This is a genomic window from Mesorhizobium sp. CAU 1732, assembly GCF_039888675.1.
Classification (GTDB): Bacteria; Pseudomonadota; Alphaproteobacteria; order Rhizobiales; family Rhizobiaceae; genus Aerobium.
Window position 1 is genome coordinate 336,210 of sequence record NZ_JBDQQR010000001.1, and the last position, 15,265, is coordinate 351,474.

16 protein-coding genes are annotated in these 15,265 nt (G+C 63.7%); 8 read left to right on the forward strand and 8 right to left on the reverse strand.

The genetic code is table 11. From position 1 onward, the window contains the following. Positions 1-44: 44 nt before the first annotated feature. Positions 45-1,634 (forward strand): peptide chain release factor 3, encoded by a 1,590-nt coding sequence (locus tag AAFN55_RS01780; protein WP_347797175.1) that lies wholly within the window; start codon positions 45-47, stop codon positions 1,632-1,634. 47 nt (positions 1,635-1,681) lie between these two features. Here AAFN55_RS01780 and AAFN55_RS01785 read toward each other — a convergent pair whose 3' ends face one another. After that, positions 1,682-1,909, reverse strand: coding sequence for a hypothetical protein (locus tag AAFN55_RS01785; RefSeq protein ID WP_347797176.1), 228 nt, complete (start codon positions 1,907-1,909; stop codon positions 1,682-1,684). 353 nt (positions 1,910-2,262) lie between these two features. On the opposite strand from AAFN55_RS01785, the gene opgC reads away from it, so the two are divergent. The 4 genes from opgC to AAFN55_RS01805 all read left to right on the forward strand — a co-directional run bounded on the left by opgC (position 2,263) and on the right by AAFN55_RS01805 (position 8,006). Beyond that, complete coding sequence (opgC, locus tag AAFN55_RS01790; RefSeq protein ID WP_347797177.1) at positions 2,263-3,459, forward strand: OpgC domain-containing protein; 1,197 nt, start codon at positions 2,263-2,265, stop codon at positions 3,457-3,459. Between the two features lie 152 nt (positions 3,460-3,611). Next, positions 3,612-5,480 carry a DEAD/DEAH box helicase gene (locus AAFN55_RS01795; RefSeq protein ID WP_347797178.1) on the forward strand — a complete coding sequence of 623 codons (1,869 nt, stop codon included), beginning with the start codon at positions 3,612-3,614 and terminating at the stop codon, positions 5,478-5,480. Positions 5,481-5,600: 120 nt separating this feature from the next. Further along, positions 5,601-7,268, forward strand: a complete 1,668-nt coding sequence (locus tag AAFN55_RS01800) for an alpha/beta-hydrolase family protein (protein WP_347797179.1) — start codon at positions 5,601-5,603, stop codon at positions 7,266-7,268. Positions 7,269-7,346: 78 nt separating this feature from the next. Then, complete coding sequence (locus tag AAFN55_RS01805; protein WP_347797180.1) at positions 7,347-8,006, forward strand: peroxiredoxin; 660 nt, start codon at positions 7,347-7,349, stop codon at positions 8,004-8,006. A 65-nt stretch (positions 8,007-8,071) separates the two neighbouring features. Here the strand turns inward: AAFN55_RS01805 and AAFN55_RS01810 are convergent, their stop codons facing one another. Further along, a complete protein-coding gene (locus AAFN55_RS01810) occupies positions 8,072-9,157 on the reverse strand; it encodes a hypothetical protein (RefSeq protein ID WP_347797181.1) in 1,086 nt (361 codons plus the stop codon). A gap of 163 nt (positions 9,158-9,320) precedes the next feature. On the opposite strand from AAFN55_RS01810, the gene AAFN55_RS01815 reads away from it, so the two are divergent. The 3 genes from AAFN55_RS01815 to AAFN55_RS01825 are packed head-to-tail and all read left to right on the forward strand — an operon-like array spanning position 9,321 to position 11,517. Next, on the forward strand, positions 9,321-10,145 hold the full coding sequence (locus AAFN55_RS01815) for a D-alanyl-D-alanine carboxypeptidase family protein (protein WP_347800147.1): 825 nt from the start codon (positions 9,321-9,323) through the stop codon (positions 10,143-10,145). A gap of 40 nt (positions 10,146-10,185) precedes the next feature. Then, complete coding sequence (locus tag AAFN55_RS01820; protein ID WP_347797182.1) at positions 10,186-10,872, forward strand: D-lyxose/D-mannose family sugar isomerase; 687 nt, start codon at positions 10,186-10,188, stop codon at positions 10,870-10,872. A gap of 27 nt (positions 10,873-10,899) precedes the next feature. Beyond that, the gene (locus AAFN55_RS01825; protein ID WP_347797183.1) at positions 10,900-11,517 is read left to right on the forward strand and encodes a nucleoside/nucleotide kinase family protein; all 618 of its coding nucleotides are present in this window, start codon (positions 10,900-10,902) and stop codon (positions 11,515-11,517) included. 13 nt (positions 11,518-11,530) lie between these two features. Here the strand turns inward: AAFN55_RS01825 and AAFN55_RS01830 are convergent, their stop codons facing one another. The 6 genes from AAFN55_RS01830 to AAFN55_RS01855 are packed head-to-tail and all read right to left on the reverse strand — an operon-like array spanning position 11,531 to position 15,228. Continuing rightward, a complete protein-coding gene (locus tag AAFN55_RS01830; protein ID WP_347797184.1) occupies positions 11,531-12,301 on the reverse strand; it encodes a class II aldolase and adducin N-terminal domain-containing protein in 771 nt (256 codons plus the stop codon). Between the two features lie 13 nt (positions 12,302-12,314). Further along, positions 12,315-12,953: an urease accessory protein UreG gene (gene ureG / locus AAFN55_RS01835; RefSeq protein ID WP_347797185.1), complete on the reverse strand. Its 639-nt coding sequence runs from the start codon at positions 12,951-12,953 to the stop codon at positions 12,315-12,317. Then, on the reverse strand, positions 12,950-13,390 hold the full coding sequence (locus tag AAFN55_RS01840) for a DUF3995 domain-containing protein (protein WP_347797186.1): 441 nt from the start codon (positions 13,388-13,390) through the stop codon (positions 12,950-12,952). Before AAFN55_RS01840 ends, ureG begins: the two co-directional genes overlap by 4 nt. Next, positions 13,387-14,058, reverse strand: a complete 672-nt coding sequence (locus tag AAFN55_RS01845) for an urease accessory protein UreF (protein ID WP_347797187.1) — start codon at positions 14,056-14,058, stop codon at positions 13,387-13,389. The genes AAFN55_RS01840 and AAFN55_RS01845 overlap by 4 nt, the downstream gene beginning before the upstream one ends. Continuing rightward, positions 14,051-14,632, reverse strand: coding sequence for an urease accessory protein UreE (gene ureE / locus AAFN55_RS01850; RefSeq protein WP_347797188.1), 582 nt, complete (start codon positions 14,630-14,632; stop codon positions 14,051-14,053). Before ureE ends, AAFN55_RS01845 begins: the two co-directional genes overlap by 8 nt. Continuing rightward, complete coding sequence (locus AAFN55_RS01855; protein ID WP_347797189.1) at positions 14,629-15,228, reverse strand: glutathione S-transferase family protein; 600 nt, start codon at positions 15,226-15,228, stop codon at positions 14,629-14,631. Before AAFN55_RS01855 ends, ureE begins: the two co-directional genes overlap by 4 nt. Positions 15,229-15,265 lie beyond the last annotated feature (37 nt).

Sequence of the window (15,265 nt, forward strand, 5' to 3'; positions counted from 1 at the left end):
GCTCCGCGCCTTTGCTAATTCCGCACCCGAACGGAATTCATGCCATGACAGATACGATCAAGGACGCGGTATCCCGCCGCCGTACCTTTGCAATCATCGCGCACCCGGACGCGGGCAAGACGACGCTGACCGAAAAGCTGCTGCTGTTCGGTGGTGCGATCCAGCTTGCCGGCGAGGTGAAGGCGAAGAAGGACAAGATCCAGACCCGCTCGGACTGGATGAAGATCGAGCGCGAGCGCGGCATTTCCGTCGTGACCTCGGTCATGACGTTCGAATATGGCGACAACGTCTTCAACCTGCTCGACACGCCGGGCCACGAGGATTTCGCCGACGATACCTATCGCACGCTGTCGGCCGTGGATTCGGCCGTCATGGTCATCGACGCCGCCAAGGGCATCGAGCCCAGAACGCTGAAGCTCTTCGAAGTCTGCCGGCTGCGCGACATCCCGATCGTGACCTTCGTCAACAAGATGGACCGCGAAGCGCGCGACACGTTCGAAATCCTCGACGAGATCGAGCAGAAACTGGCGCTCGACACCGCGCCGATCACCTGGCCGATCGGACGGGGCAAGACCTTTTCGGGGACGTATCATCTCGCTGAGAACGCGATCCGGCGCGGCGACAACGAGGCCGAACGCACGAAGGTCAATGGTCCCGACTCGAATCGTGTCGCCGGTCTCCTGCCGGAAAACGAGCGGGAGGCCTTCATCGAGGAACTGGAACTGGCGCGCGAGGCCTGCCGTCCGTTCGACCTCGAAGCGTTCAGGGAAGGTCATCTGACGCCGGTGTTCTTCGGTTCGGCGCTGCGCAATTTCGGCGTTCGTGACCTCATCGAGGCGCTGGGTGCATGGGCGCCGCCGCCCCGCGCGCAGGACGCCGACACCCGCAGGGTCGAGGCCACGGAAGAGAAGATGACGTCGTTCGTCTTCAAGATCCAGGCCAACATGGATCCCAATCACCGCGACCGCATCGCCTTCGTGCGTGTCTGTTCGGGCACGCTCCAGCGCGGCATGAAGGCCAAGCTCGTCCGCACCGGCAAGCCGATGTCGTTGTCCGCGCCGCAATTCTTCTTCGCCCGCTCGCGCATCACGGCCGACGAGGCCTATGCGGGCGACGTGGTGGGCATTCCCAACCATGGCACGCTGCGCATCGGCGACACGCTGACCGAAGGCGAGGAAATCCTGTTCCGCGGCGTGCCGAACTTCGCGCCGGAAATCCTTCGCCGCGTTCGGCTCGGTGATCCGATGAAGGCCAAGAAGCTGAAGGAAGCACTCCAGCAGATGGCGGAGGAGGGCGTCGTCCAGCTCTTTTCCCCGGAAGACGGGTCGCCGGCGATTGTCGGCGTCGTCGGCGCGCTGCAGCTCGACGTTTTGAAGGAACGCCTCAACGTCGAATACGGCCTGCCGGTCGATTTCGAGATGGCGCGGTTTTCCGTCTGCCGCTGGATCACCGCCGACACCAAGATCGAACTGGAGCGTTTTTTGGAAAGCCATCGCGGCGACATAGCGCGCGATCTGGATGGTGACCCGGTTTTCCTCGCGCCGCACGAATTCGGGCTGAACTACGAGGCCGATCGCTGGAAGCAGATACGCTTCGCCGCGATCAAGGACTATCAGGTTCGCGAAGCGGCTTGATGGTCGCGAGAGGCGGTCGCGCGAAACCGACGACCGCCTCTATCGCATTATGAAGAGAGCGCTTCCTGGCAGGCCTGAGCCAGCGCCCGATTGGGACGTTCTTCGTTGATTGGCGTCGCCCAGCCGGCGTTTTCGATGATTGCGCGGCGGCCGGTTGTCCTCGCCTCCTTCAACTCGGCAAGAATGACCGAGGCTTGGGGATCGTTTTCCGCGCGAGCAAGGCAATGAGGCATCAGTGCAGCGACCACGGCGTCGTTCGACGCGCTGTTTGCCATCGTCTGTGCTGTGCTTGCAGTCACCCAGCCACCCCATGAGAACCCGACGATTGCGAGAGCGATCGCACCGCCGACCGCGCCACCAAGGGCAGGCTTAACCCATTCTGGAAATTGCATTTTCTTTCCCCTTTGATTCGCCGCATCACGTGCACGACACCAAAACCGTAGCACGAAATGTAACACGCAGAAACAAATTGCGAGCGATTTTCGGGAGATCGGCCCCAAGCTGCACGTGACGCTCGGCAACCATTTGTGAGGCTTGGCGTTGGCGATTTTGCGGTAGTTTGTGGTTCGAACCCGACCCGGCGGCCGCCGGTGAATCCCAAAACTGATAACGCAAGAGTGAACTTCGATTGAAACGTCTCGACATCATCGACGGCATGCGCGGGTATTTTCTCGTGTTCATGCTGATCAATCATCTCGTATTCGTTGGCGGGTACTGGCTCGTCGAGATCAACCATCGACAGCTTGCCTTCGTTGAAGACGCGCAGGGATTCGTTTTCCTCTCCGGCTTGCTCATCGGCCTCGTCTACGCCCGCAAGATGCTGAAATACGGCCGTTCCGAAGGCGCAGGGAAGGTCTATGCCCGCGCCTTCGAGCTCTACCGCTATGCGATGGGGCTGGTGATCGTGGTGCTTCTCGCGCGCCTGGCGCTTCCGGGCGGCTACGAGGCATGGTGGAACTGGCTCGGCGATACCAATCTGACGGACCCGAAACGGCTTGCGGCCATCGCAACGTTCATCTTCCAGCCGACCTTTATGGACATCCTTCCGCAATACACCGTCTACATGCTGTTCGCGCCGGCCGTGATCTGGCTGGTCCTCAACGGCAAATGGGCGTCGGTGGCGATCGGCTCCTTCATCATCTGGATGGGTGCCCAACTCGGGCTCCAGGCGATCGTGACCGATCCGCTCAACACCTTCTTCATGGGGTCCGACGATCAGGGCGTCCGCGTCAGCTTCAACATGATGGGCTGGCAGGTCATCTTTTTCGGGGCGCTGGTGCTCGGCGTGCTCACCGCGCAGGACAAGATCGACTGGTCGCGGATCTTGTCGCCCGAGCGCACGCTTCTGCCCAAGGCGGCGCTGGCGATCTGCGTGTTTTTCGTTCCGCTCCGCATCGCGACGGCGTGGGGCCTGATGCCCGAAATCATGCTGGGCAAGTTCGCGACAATGGAAATCCGCGCCGATTTCGGCCCGGTCTACCTCGTGAACTTCGTGGCGGTCGCCTTCGGAATGACGTGGCTCCTGGTTGCCGGACCGCGCCATGAGAATGCGATCGTGCGCGGCATCGCGAATGCGCTCATCTGGGTGTTTACGCTGCGCTTTCTCCAGCTTCTCGGTCGCCATTCGCTGCATGTCTATGTCTGGCATGTCGCGATCGTCTACGCGGTCTACTATGTCGATCAGCGGACGCCGGAACTGTCCCAGTTCATGAAGACCGTGATCGCGATCATCTCGATCGGGCTCCTGGCGATCCCCGCCGTGTGGCGCGAACGCGAGCGATTTCTGGGCGAGCGCGGGCCGTTTGCGGGCTGGCTCGCCAGATAACGCGGGACGCGGGAAGCGAGCGTTTTTCGCTTCCCCGGCTGTACATCGGGCCGTTCACGTCCTAAGAGCCTGCCAACACGACGGTGTCGCGGCGGGATAGCTGCGGCGCATATGCCCGCGCACGGCGCGGACGAAACTCCGAAAGATACACCATGACCAAGTTCGAAGGCATCGTTCCTGCGCTCGCAAGTGCATTGGAAACCCGTGGTTACGAAGAACTGACGCCGGTTCAGCACGCGGTGATCGATCCTGCGCTGACCGATGCCGACGTGCTCGTCTCGGCGCAGACCGGTTCGGGTAAGACGGTTGCGTTCGGCCTTGCCATGGCGCCGACCCTGCTTCAGGGCGCAGAGCGCTTCGGCCAGGCCGGCGCGCCGCTGGCGCTCGCCATCGCGCCGACACGCGAACTGGCACTTCAGGTCAAGCGCGAGCTCGAATGGCTCTATGCGCCGACAGGCGCGTGGATCGCATCATGCGTCGGCGGCATGGACATGCGCACCGAGCGCCGAGCGCTCGAGCGCGGCGCACACATCGTCGTCGGCACGCCCGGCCGCCTTCGCGATCACATCACGCGTGGCGCGCTGGATATGACGGGGCTGCGCGCGGCGGTGCTGGACGAGGCCGACGAAATGCTCGACCTCGGCTTCCGCGAAGACCTCGAATTCATCCTCGATGCGGCACCCGCCGAGCGCCGCACGCTGATGTTTTCCGCCACCGTTCCGTCAGCGATCGCCAAGCTCGCCAAGAGCTACCAGCGCGATGCCGTGCGCATCTCCACGACGGCCGAGAAGAAGCAGCATGTCGACATCGAATATCGCGCGCTGACGGTTGCGCCGAGCGACCGCGAGAACGCCATCATCAACGTGCTGCGCTATTACGACGCCAGGAACGCGCTGGTGTTCTGCTCGACGCGCGCCGCCGTAAACCACCTCACCGCACGCTTCAACAATCGCGGCTTCTCCGTCGTCGCCATGTCCGGCGAACTCAGCCAGAACGAGCGCACCCACGCGCTTCAGGCGATGCGAGACGGCCGCGCCAAGGTGTGCATCGCGACCGACGTTGCAGCGCGCGGCATCGACCTTCCGGGCCTGGAACTCGTCGTCCACGCCGACCTGCCTTCCAATCCCGAAACCCTGCTCCACAGGAGCGGGCGCACGGGGCGCGCGGGCCGCAAGGGCGTGAGCGTACTGGTCGTGCCGTCGAGCATGCGTCGCAAGGCGGACCGCCTGCTTCAGAACGCCTCGATCACGGCCGAATGGGCGCGTCCGCCCTCCGCCGACGAAATCGTCCAGCGCGACGATGAGCGGCTGTTGGCCGATCCGGTCTTCGAGCAGGCGCCGGCCGATGACGAGGCGGAACTCGTCAAGACCCTGCTGGAACGTCATGGCGCCGAGCGCGTGGCTGCCGCCTTCGTCCGCATGTCGCGTGCCGGCAAATCGGCACCGGAAGACCTGATCGAATTGCAGGCATTCTCAGCGCCGGCGGGGCGCAGGGAGGAGCGCGACGCAGCTCCGCGCCCGCGCGATGAATTCGGACCGAGCGTGTGGTTCTCGATTTCCGCCGGCCGCCGGCAGAATGCCGAGCCGCGCTGGCTGATCCCGATGCTCTGCCGCGTCGGCAAGATCACCAAGAACGAGATCGGCGCGATCAAGATGCAACCGGAGGAAACCTATGTCGAGATTGCCGCTGCCGCGGCCGACGGGTTCCTCAAGGCGGTCGGGCCGGAGCGCGAACTGCAGAATGGCATCATGGTCACGCAGCTTGACGGCACGCCGGAATTCGGCCGCAGCGCCTATGGCAAGCCGCCTGCTGGAAAGAAGCCCTACAACGCAAAGGGCTTCGATCAGGCGCGGCCGGCCAAAACCGGCTATCCCAAGAAACCCTACGCCGGCGAGCGTCCGGCTTCGGATCAAAAGCCCTGGACCAAGGATCAGAAGCCATGGGCCAAGAAGGGCGGCAAGCCCGCCGCGGGCAAACCGGCTGGCGCCAAGAAGTTCAAGCCCAAGCGCACCGAGGGGTAGGTCTCTCTGCGGCTCTGCCGCGCGAGATATTGCCCGCGACCTCCCACGCCATGGACCCGACGCGCCGTCTCGTGGCAATGATGTGGGCCTGACGGGATCGCATCACGGGGAGCCTGACGGATGATCGGACGAGGAGTTGTGCGCATAGGGCGCTCGTTCTGCTCGGTCGGCGTCCTGCTCGGCACGCTGTTCTTTGCGGCCTCTCTCACGCCCAGCCTGATCCCGCGCTCGTTTGCCCTGCAAGGGCTGTTGTCCGGCTGCTCCTTTGCGGCGGGATACGGCATCGGTGTTTTCGTGCGTTGGCTCTGGAATTACATGGGCCTGCCGCCCTTCTCGCCGTTCATCGAGCGCCTGACGAAATGGTCGGCGGCCACGATCTGCGCGGTGTTTGTCGCGATCTTCCTCTGGAAGGCGTCGGAATGGCAGAATTCCATCCGCTTGCCGATGGGCCTGGATCCGGTCGAGACCGGACGCCCGCTCGAAGTCGGCGCGATCGCCTTCGTCGTCTTCATGGCGATCCTGATGGTGGCAAGGCTTTTCGCGCTGGTGCGCAATACGAGTTCGGGCCGGCTCAAGCGTCACATCCCGCCGCGCGTCGCCAATGTGCTGGGCCTGCTCATCGCAGCGCTTCTGTTCTGGTCGGTGGTCGACGGTGTCGTCTTCCGGTTCGGCCTGCGCGCGGCCGATTCGTCGTTTCGCCAGCTCGACGCCCTGATCCAGAGCGATATCGACCGGCCTGCCGATCCCGCGAAGACCGGCAGCGATGCCTCGCTTGTCGGGTGGGACGATCTCGGCCGCATGGGACGTCGCTTCGTGGCTTCAGGGCCGACCGCCGCCGAGATTTCGGCCTTTACCGGGCGGCCCGCGATGGAGCCGATCCGCGTCTATGTCGGGCTCAATTCGGCGGAGACACATGCCGAACGCGCGCGCCTCGCTTTGCAGGAAATGCTTCGTGCCGGCGCGTTCGAACGCGAGATCCTGGTGCTGATCACGCCGACGGGCACCGGCTGGGTCGATCCCGCCGGTATGGATACAGTCGAATATCTTCATGACGGGGATGTCGCGTCGGTCGCCGTCCAGTATTCCTATCTCACGAGCTGGCTGTCCCTTCTGATCGAACCCGGCTACGGCGCGGAAACCGCGCGCGCTCTTTTCAACGAGGTCTATGGCTACTGGACCGCACTGCCCGAGGATACGCGACCCAGGCTCTACCTTCACGGCCTCAGCCTCGGTGCGCTGAATTCCGACCTGTCCGTCGACCTGTTCGATGTCGTCGGCGATCCGTTCCAGGGCGCGCTCTGGAGCGGGCCGCCCTTTTCGTCGCCAATGTGGCGCTCGGCGGTTAACGACCGGGTACCGGGCTCGCCGGCCTGGCTGCCGCGTTTCCGTGACGGCTCGGTGATGCGCTTCACCAACCAGGAGAACCATCTGGACGAGGCCGACGCCCCCTGGGGCCCGATGCGCATCGTCTATCTGCAATATGCGAGCGACCCCGTTGTCTTCTTCGAGCCTACGGCCGTCTATCGTGAGCCGGACTGGATGACGGATGCACGCGCGCCCGACGTGTCGCCGGCCTTGCGCTGGACGCCCGTCGTGACGTTGCTCCAGCTTGGGCTGGACATGGCGCTCGCCACGACGACTCCGATCGGCTTCGGCCACGTCTACGCGCCGGAAGATTATATCGACGCCTGGGTGTCGTTGACGGACCCGGACGCGTGGGATGAGACGAGTATTGCGCGCCTCAAGGCTTCTTTCGCCGATCGACCGCGCCCGGAAGGCGCAGACTGAAAAATTAATCCTTGTCCCCTTGCTCTGCCGCTCTCATATTTCGTCCACTGCAACAGAACACGAGGAAGGGAGACAGTCATGGGTCTTCGTATCAATGACACGGCGCCGGATTTCACGGCGGAAACCACCCAGGGCACGATCAATTTTCATGAATGGCTCGGCGATAGCTGGGGCGTTCTCGTATCCCATCCGAAGAATTTCACACCGGTCTGCACTACGGAACTCGGCACCATGGCCGGGCTGGACGGTGAGTTCAAAAAGCGGGGCGTCAAGCTGATCGGCATCTCCATCGATCCGGTATCGGATCATGGCCGCTGGAAAGCCGACATCAAGACCGCAACCGGCTTCGAGGTCGACTATCCGCTGATCGGCGACAAGGATCTCAAGGTCGCCAAGCTCTACGACATGCTGCCGGCGGAAGCGGGCGACAGTTCGGACGGACGCACGCCGGCCGACAACGCCACCGTGCGTTCGGTCTACGTGATCGGGCCGGACAAGAAGATCAAGCTGGTCCTCACCTACCCGATGACCACGGGCCGCAACTTCGACGAAATCCTGCGCGCGATCGACTCGATCCAGCTTACCGCCAAGCATCAGGTGGCAACGCCCGCGAACTGGAAGCAGGGCGAGGACGTGATCATCACGGCCGCCGTTTCCAACGAGGACGCGGAAAAGCGTTTCGGCTCGTTCGAAACCATCCTGCCCTATCTGCGCAAGACCAAGCAGCCGGGCGCCTGATCGCGTCGGTACTCATGTGAGAAAGGCGGGGCCGACTTGCCCCGCCTTTTCCATTGCTTCCGGGATCAGTCGAGAAATGTCGTGTCGAACGGGATGCGCTCGGTGGATCCGTTCTCGAATGCAAGATTAAGCACGCTGGTCTCCCGGTCGGCATGGACGCTGGCCGGAATGCCTTTCCGGTCCAGGCAGCCGATCACCTGCCGGATCACGACCTGCCCCGACGGATCGAGGGTGATCGCGGTCGCGGCACCCTCGCGGCGGATCGCATTGTCTTCCAGCGACTGACGATGGCCGATGGCGCTGCAGGCATCCTCGATGCCAAGCACGCCGACATGGCGGCCGTTCCACGGCGCATAGTTCCGCCCGCCATTGGAGTACCACAGCATCGTCGCGGGAAGTGATGCCGGGTTCTTCAGCACGATGACCAGATCACGCTCCGCATGCCTCGCAATCGCCGTGTAGCCGATGCCGGTATGCGCCTCCTCCACGAGTGTCACGAAATCCTCATGCCGTTCACCCGGCGGATAGATAGACAGGTCCGCAGCCGTGCCGTCGGCAAGCGGCAGTTTGGACAGGTCGGACGTCCTTGCGGGATAGGCAAACAGGGAGCGTCCCCGCGAGGGGTCGGTTTCCAGCGGCGCGTCGGGCGTCAACGCGGCCCTCTTCGGTGAAAACGCAAGGCGTCCGCCCTTCGCCATGCGGATCATCGTGTGATGCGCGACGGGCACCGCGCCTAGCCCGCCGATGAGACGATGCTCCTGATACAGGAACGGATGGCCATCGCGAAGGGTGAGCAGTTTTTCGACCACGGCACCCATGACTCGCCTCCGCAACCGAAATCGCGTCGTCCTGCCATCTGCGATCTCCGTCTCCTCCACGAAGTCCCAGGCGCTGTTGGCGGCCCAGCCATGCGGCGGGCCGTCCTCGATATCGTTGCGGGAAAACGGCGCGCAGAAGAAATCCCCGGACAGTCTCGCGACATTTTCCGGCAGGCCGTCCGGCAACGGTTCCGACGCGTCGTCGACCCACGGCGCCCGGTGCAGTGGCCGTACGATGCGATTACCGGTCTTGACGGCGAAATCGGCGATGTGGCCGACGCTGCAATCCAGCGTTGCCGACACACCCTTCGCCCGCAATTCGACCATAGTCATCGGCAAAAAACCTCGTCATGGGACAGCGCTCGGGCGGCGGGATTGCAGCCGACTGACCGCTCGGGCATCATCCGCCTCCTGCGAGCCGGGTGATTTGGATGAATCGGGGGGAATTTTGCACGTCGCGTCGCGCGTAACCACGCATTTCTTGCGTCGCCTGGTGATGGTTTTCGTCATCGGCCTGATGCTTGCCGCCTGCTCGACCAGTTCCGTGATGCAAACGGCCGTCGCTCCGCTGCCATCGGAGAAATATGCCGCGATCGTGGTCGATGCGAATACCGGACGCGTGCTGTTCGACCAGAATGCGAACGATGCGCGCTATCCCGCATCGCTGACCAAGATGATGACGCTCTACATGCTGTTCGAGGCGATCGACGCTGGTCAGATAGGGCTGGAGGAGCAGATCCCCGTATCGGCCTACGCAGCAGGGAGGCCGCCATCGAAGCTTGGTTTCCGCGCCGGCCAGACGATCGATACGCGCAGTGCCGTCCTGGCGCTTTGCGTGCGCTCGGCCAATGATGTGGCAAGCGTCGTCGCCGAACGCCTGGGCGGGTCGGAAGCACAGTTCGCGGCCATGATGACCGCCAAAGGGCGCCAGCTCGGCATGCGATCGACCACGTTCCGTAACGCATCGGGGCTTCCCGACGACGCCCAGCGCACGACCGCCTACGACATGGCGGTCCTGTCCCTGGCTTTGCGCAAGCGCTTCCCGCATCACTACCATTATTTCAGCAACCGCGATTTCACCTTCGCGGGCAAACTCGTGCGCGGCCATAACGACCTGCTGAGCAAGCCCGGCGTGGACGGCCTGAAAACCGGCTATATTCGCGCATCGGGCTTCAATGTCGCGACGTCGGCAGGGCTGGGCGGCAAGCGTATCGTCGTGGTCGTTATGGGCGGAGACACGGCCAAGAGCCGCAACGCGCATGTGGAAGAGCTGATCGAGACCTATCTGCCGCGTGCATCGGTGGCAGGTGCAGGAAGCTGAACGACGCCGGGTTTTGTCGTAGGAAGTCGGGAGGAGTACGATGAAGCGGTCCCAGATCAACGCCATCCTGACCGAGTCCGAAGCCTTCATACACTCCTTCGGCTACGTGCTTCCGCCATTTGCCCGGCTGACGCCGGCGCAGATGCAGGCGCGACGCGGCGAGATCGCCGGGATCATCGATGCGCGGCTGGGATGGGACATCACCGATTACGGCAAGGGCGATTTCGCGCGGCGCGGCCTGTTCCTCTTCACGGTGCGCAACGGCCGCTCCGAAGACCTCGCGAAGGGCAAGGGCATGCTCTACGCCGAGAAGATCATGATTTCACGCCGCGATCAGATCGCGCCGATGCACCGCCACGACGTGAAGGCCGAGGACATCATCAACCGCGGCGGCGGCGTGCTTGCGCTCAAGCTCTACATGTCGGCGCCGGATGGCTCGATCGACAAGGCGGCGACGGTCGAGGTGCCGACCGACGGCGTGATGCGAACGCTGGAACCCGGCGGCATTCTCAGGCTTCAACCGGGCGAGAGCGTTACCTTGCTGCCGGGCGTCTGGCATGCCTTCTGGGGCGAGGAGAAGGATGTGCTGATCGGCGAGGTCTCGACCGTCAACGACGACGAGACCGACAATGTTTTTGCCGAACCGATCAGCCGCTTTTCCGATATAGAAGAGGATGTCGAGCCGGTTCGTTTGCTCGTGTCCGATTATGCGAAGTGGCTGTGGTGAGTTGAAGAAGCGTGGTTGGAGGATGCCATGTCCGAACTTGCACATCTGGCGGCAACGCTGTTCCGCAAGGCTTCCGGCCGCAATCGACTGATCGTCGCCATTGCCGGCCCGCCCGGCGCGGGCAAATCCACCCTCGCGGAGGCCCTGTTGCCGCTGCTGCCGGAAGGCAGCGCCGCAATCGTTCCGATGGATGGCTTCCACTACGACAATACGATCCTCGACGCGCGTGGTCTTCGGCCGCGCAAGGGATCGCCGGAGAGCTTCGATTTCGACGGCTTGCGCCACCTGCTGGAACGCCTGAAGCGAGGCGATACCGAGATCGCGGTGCCGATCTTCGACCGCACCGCCGACCTGTCGCGCGCCGGCGCATCGATCATCGCTGCGGATACGCGCTTCATCCTTGTCGAGGGCAACTATCTGCTGCTCGACGAGAGCCCCTGGTACGGGCTTGGTCCGCTCTTCGATCACACGGTTTGGATCGACGTGCCGCGTCAGGAGCTCGAGCGCAGGCTCGTCCAGCGCTGGCTCGATCACGATCACAGTCAGGAGGCAGCCCTGGCGCGGGCGCGCTCGAACGATCTGCCCAACGCCGATCGCGTCAGCGCCAACCGCCGGCAGGCCGACACGACCATCTCGATCTTCTAGCGCATGCCGCCGGTCAGTTCCGGTAGGTAGAGCCTTCCTCGTCGAGGATCGCCTTCAGTTCCTGGAGGTGGCGGCCGGCATTGTCGACGGGATAGGCATCCATCTGCCGGGCAACGGTTTCGGCCACCGCGTCCGGCAGGACGCGCAGGGCCTGCCCGGTCCACAGGGCCTTGATGTAGGTCTCGCAGGCGCGCTCGAAATAATAGAGACGGTCGAATGTGTCGCCCACCGTCTCGCCGATGACCAGCACGCCGTGGTTTCCCATCACCATGACCTTGGACTTCGGATCGGCGAACAGGCGCGAGCAGCGCTCACCCTCCTCCTCGAAGGCAAGCCCGCCATAATGCTCGTCGACGACGACGCGACCGAAGAACATCGCCGAATTCTGGTCGATCGCCGGCAGGCGCGAATCCGCCAGCGAGGCCAGAACCGTGGCGTGGACGGAGTGCACATGCATGACGCAGCGCGCATGGGGAACGTTGCGATGGATCGCGCCATGCAGGCCCCACGCGGTGGGGTCGGGCGCGTCGGGCCGCTTCATCGTGTCCGGGTCGTTCGCATCGATCAGCAAAAGGTCGCTCGCACGGATGCGCGAGAAATGCATCTGGTTCGGATTGATGAGAAGCTGCGTGCCGTCGTCGTTGACCGCGAGCGAGAAATGATTGGCCACTGCCTCGTGCATGTTCAGGCGGGCAGTCCAGCGGAAGGCTGCGGCGAGATCGACGCGCTGCTCGTAGAACTGGAGGTTGGAGCCCGCGCGCTCGCTGATCTGGGTAACGCTCATCGTCTCGACCCTTTCAGGCGCTCAAACGCTTCGGCGAGGCTTCAAGCCCGCCATGTTCGCGGATGAAGGCGACGACGTCATCGAGCCCGCGTCCGCGCGACAAATCGGTGAAGGCGAATGGCCTTCCCTTGCGCATCCGGTCGGCGTCGCCCTGCATGACGTCGAGATTGACATTCACATAGGGCGCGAGGTCCGACTTGTTGATGACGAGGAAATCGGAACGCGTGATGCCCGGCCCACCCTTGCGCGGGATTTCCTCGCCCTGGCAGACGGAGATGACGTAGAGCGTCAAATCCGCGAGGTCCGGCGAGAAGGTCGCCGCGAGATTGTCGCCGCCCGATTCGATGAAGACGATGTCGAGATCCGGGAATTTCCGGTTCATCTCGGCGATTGCCTGGAGATTGATCGAGGCGTCTTCGCGGATCGCGGTGTGCGGACAGCCGCCCGTCTCGACCCCCATGATGCGCTCTTCCGGCAGCGCCTGGAGGCGCGCCAGCATCATCGCATCTTCCTTGGTGTAGATGTCGTTGGTGACGACCGCGATCGAGAATTCGTCCCGCAAAGCCTTGCAGAGCTTTTCCGTCAGCGTCGTCTTGCCGGAGCCCACAGGACCGCCGATGCCAACGCGAAGAGGGCCGTTTGGTGAGGTCATGTGGCAAATCCTTGCGAAGCCAGAAGGGTGAAGCCTGCACCGACCAGCAGGCATAGCGGCGAGTACCAGCGGCGGTCGTTGCTTGCGAACGGCATTTCCGGCGTCAGCCTGCGCCAGGCAGGTGTGAAACCTGCAATGCCGCGGCCCAGGAAGACAAGCGCGGCGGCAAAGGCGGCGAATGAGACGATTGTGTCGGTTAGCGGCAGCGCAACAATGCCCGCCGAAACGAGAGCCAGCACCGCTGTGGCGAAAAGGATTGCCGCCACGAAAAAGCTGGGCCCCGGCCCGGGCATCCGGTCGATGCCCTTGAACCCCGCGATCGCACGTGCGCAGGATTTTTCGTCGGTGCCCGGCCAGACACCGCCCATGGCCCAATAGACATGAATGGCGGCAAGCCCGGTGAGCACGAATGCAAGAAGGACAGCGACCGGAATCATGATCTGAAGAGCCTGGAATACTGCGTTTCGTGATTCATGGACGCGATTTCGGCGGCGATCGTGGCCGATCCGAGGTCGTCGAGCGAGGAGCGGGCTGCGCGTCGGGCCACCGAAAGTATGTCTGCCTCGAGGCCTGCGAGCAATGCAGCCGCATCGGCCTGGCCGATCAGCGACAGGCGGATGGCGGCCTGGAGCTGGTTCGAGACGAAGGCTTGAAGGTAAGCGGCGAGTGCCTGCTCGAGGGGCACGCCGTTCGCGGCAGAGACCGCAGCCACCGCAACGCAATAGGGGCAGTTGGCCGGCAAATTGAAGGGTTGCGCCTGATGCCAGTTGCCTGCGGCGACCGTGAACGCCGAACCCTGGGCCGTCGTTTCCAGATGCCGCTCCGCCGAGCCGGCGAGCGCCTGGGCGAGTTCCGCGATGTCGCCTATCGGTTCGCCGGCGGACGCCGTCCTCCACGCTTCGGCAAACAGAACCGCGTCGTTCCAGGCCGAGCCATGCTCCAGCAGACTGGCAATCCATGATCGCAACGCGTCGCGGTCGGCGACCGTGCCTGCGTCAACTGCCTGTTCGAGGCCATGACTGTAGCTGAACGATCCGACGGGGAAAGCCGGCGACAGCCAGGCAAGAAGCCGAAGAAGTGCCGTCTGGGCGGACGCCTCAGGCATGGTTGTGGCCGTAATGCGGGTCGTCCGGGAGCCGGCCGAAGCGGTCGGGTTCGCCGTGCCCTTCGCCATGGTGATGATGCTGGTCGTGCCCATGCGAATGTCCGTGCCCGGAATACGCGCCACGCAACGGCACGAAGGGAGCGACCACCTCGCTGACCGTCGCCCCGAGGCCGGTCAGCATGTCCTTGATGACGTGATCGCGCAGGATGAGGATGCGGTCGTCTTCGATCTGCGCGGCGAGATGGCGGTTGCCGATGTGCCAGCAGAGTTCGGCGAGATGCAGCCTGTCGCGGGCACGGATGTCGTAGACGTCTTCCTGCTCGGCGCCGATGCCGACGCGCCTTCCGTCGTCGAGAACGAGGACGTCGCCGTGTTCCAGCGCGACCGGCTCTGGCAGATCGACCAGCACCTTCTCGCCTTTCGCAAGCGACAGGACGCGGCGACGCAGATGGCGTTCGTCATGCGGCAGCACCGCTATGTCGAACGGTGCGTCGCCCTGGCCCGCATCGGCGGCGCGCAGGAAGCTGCCGGCGCGCGGCAATTTGGTGAAATCGGTCTTGATGTCGAGCTTCATATGGCGGCCTCCCGGGCCTTGGCGAGCGCTAGGGCAGGTCGGCCCAGCACGCGGTCGAAATAGGCATTCACCCGGTCCGACTGAATGGCGAACTTTGCGCCACGCGCCCATTGCCCGCAATGGCCCAGGATCACGTCGGCGGCGGTGAAGCGGTCGCCCATGGCATATTGCGATTCGCCCAGCCGCGTCTCCAGCGAACGGATTTCCCGCGTGAATTCGGCCGTCGTCCAGGGGCCGACATCGACACGTTCGGCCTCTGCGAGCATCATGCGATGCTTCAGCTTGTTCCAGAGCGGCGCTTCGAGTTCTGACTGCGCGAAGAAAAGCCATGCGTTGAGATGCGCGCGCTCGGCCGGCGTCTTGGGGCCCATTTCCTTCTCGGGGTGGTTGTCCGCGAGATAGGCGCAGATCGCAGCCGAATCCGTGACGACGATATCGCCATGAACAAGCGCCGGGCCCTTGCCTCCCGGGCTGTACCGCAGCATCTCCTCGGTGTGCTGCTTCGCCTTCACGATCTGATAGGGCTGGCCGAGTTCCTCCAGCATCCAGGTAACGCGCGTCAGACGCGATCCCGGCGCTCCTACGGCTTGGTACATTCTGCGTTTGTCTCCGTTTCGGACCATGGAAGATTAG

What these genes read in the sequence shown, in the direction of transcription:
- AAFN55_RS01805 (WP_347797180.1), top strand. Translation starts at nt 7,347, where the DNA reads ATGGGTCTTCGTATCAATGACACGGCGCCGGATTTCACGGCGGAAACC.
- AAFN55_RS01795 (WP_347797178.1), top strand. Translation starts at nt 3,612, where the DNA reads ATGACCAAGTTCGAAGGCATCGTTCCTGCGCTCGCAAGTGCATTGGAA.
- ureE (WP_347797188.1), bottom strand. Translation starts at nt 14,632, where the DNA reads ATGAAGCTCGACATCAAGACCGATTTCACCAAATTGCCGCGCGCCGGC.
- AAFN55_RS01785 (WP_347797176.1), bottom strand. Translation starts at nt 1,909, where the DNA reads ATGGCAAACAGCGCGTCGAACGACGCCGTGGTCGCTGCACTGATGCCT.
- AAFN55_RS01845 (WP_347797187.1), bottom strand. Translation starts at nt 14,058, where the DNA reads ATGCCTGAGGCGTCCGCCCAGACGGCACTTCTTCGGCTTCTTGCCTGG.
- AAFN55_RS01820 (WP_347797182.1), top strand. Translation starts at nt 10,186, where the DNA reads ATGAAGCGGTCCCAGATCAACGCCATCCTGACCGAGTCCGAAGCCTTC.
- AAFN55_RS01810 (WP_347797181.1), bottom strand. Translation starts at nt 9,157, where the DNA reads ATGACTATGGTCGAATTGCGGGCGAAGGGTGTGTCGGCAACGCTGGAT.
- AAFN55_RS01780 (WP_347797175.1), top strand. Translation starts at nt 45, where the DNA reads ATGACAGATACGATCAAGGACGCGGTATCCCGCCGCCGTACCTTTGCA.
- AAFN55_RS01825 (WP_347797183.1), top strand. Translation starts at nt 10,900, where the DNA reads ATGTCCGAACTTGCACATCTGGCGGCAACGCTGTTCCGCAAGGCTTCC.
- AAFN55_RS01815 (WP_347800147.1), top strand. Translation starts at nt 9,321, where the DNA reads ATGGTTTTCGTCATCGGCCTGATGCTTGCCGCCTGCTCGACCAGTTCC.
- AAFN55_RS01800 (WP_347797179.1), top strand. Translation starts at nt 5,601, where the DNA reads ATGATCGGACGAGGAGTTGTGCGCATAGGGCGCTCGTTCTGCTCGGTC.
- ureG (WP_347797185.1), bottom strand. Translation starts at nt 12,953, where the DNA reads ATGACCTCACCAAACGGCCCTCTTCGCGTTGGCATCGGCGGTCCTGTG.
- AAFN55_RS01830 (WP_347797184.1), bottom strand. Translation starts at nt 12,301, where the DNA reads ATGAGCGTTACCCAGATCAGCGAGCGCGCGGGCTCCAACCTCCAGTTC.
- AAFN55_RS01855 (WP_347797189.1), bottom strand. Translation starts at nt 15,228, where the DNA reads ATGTACCAAGCCGTAGGAGCGCCGGGATCGCGTCTGACGCGCGTTACC.
- AAFN55_RS01840 (WP_347797186.1), bottom strand. Translation starts at nt 13,390, where the DNA reads ATGATTCCGGTCGCTGTCCTTCTTGCATTCGTGCTCACCGGGCTTGCC.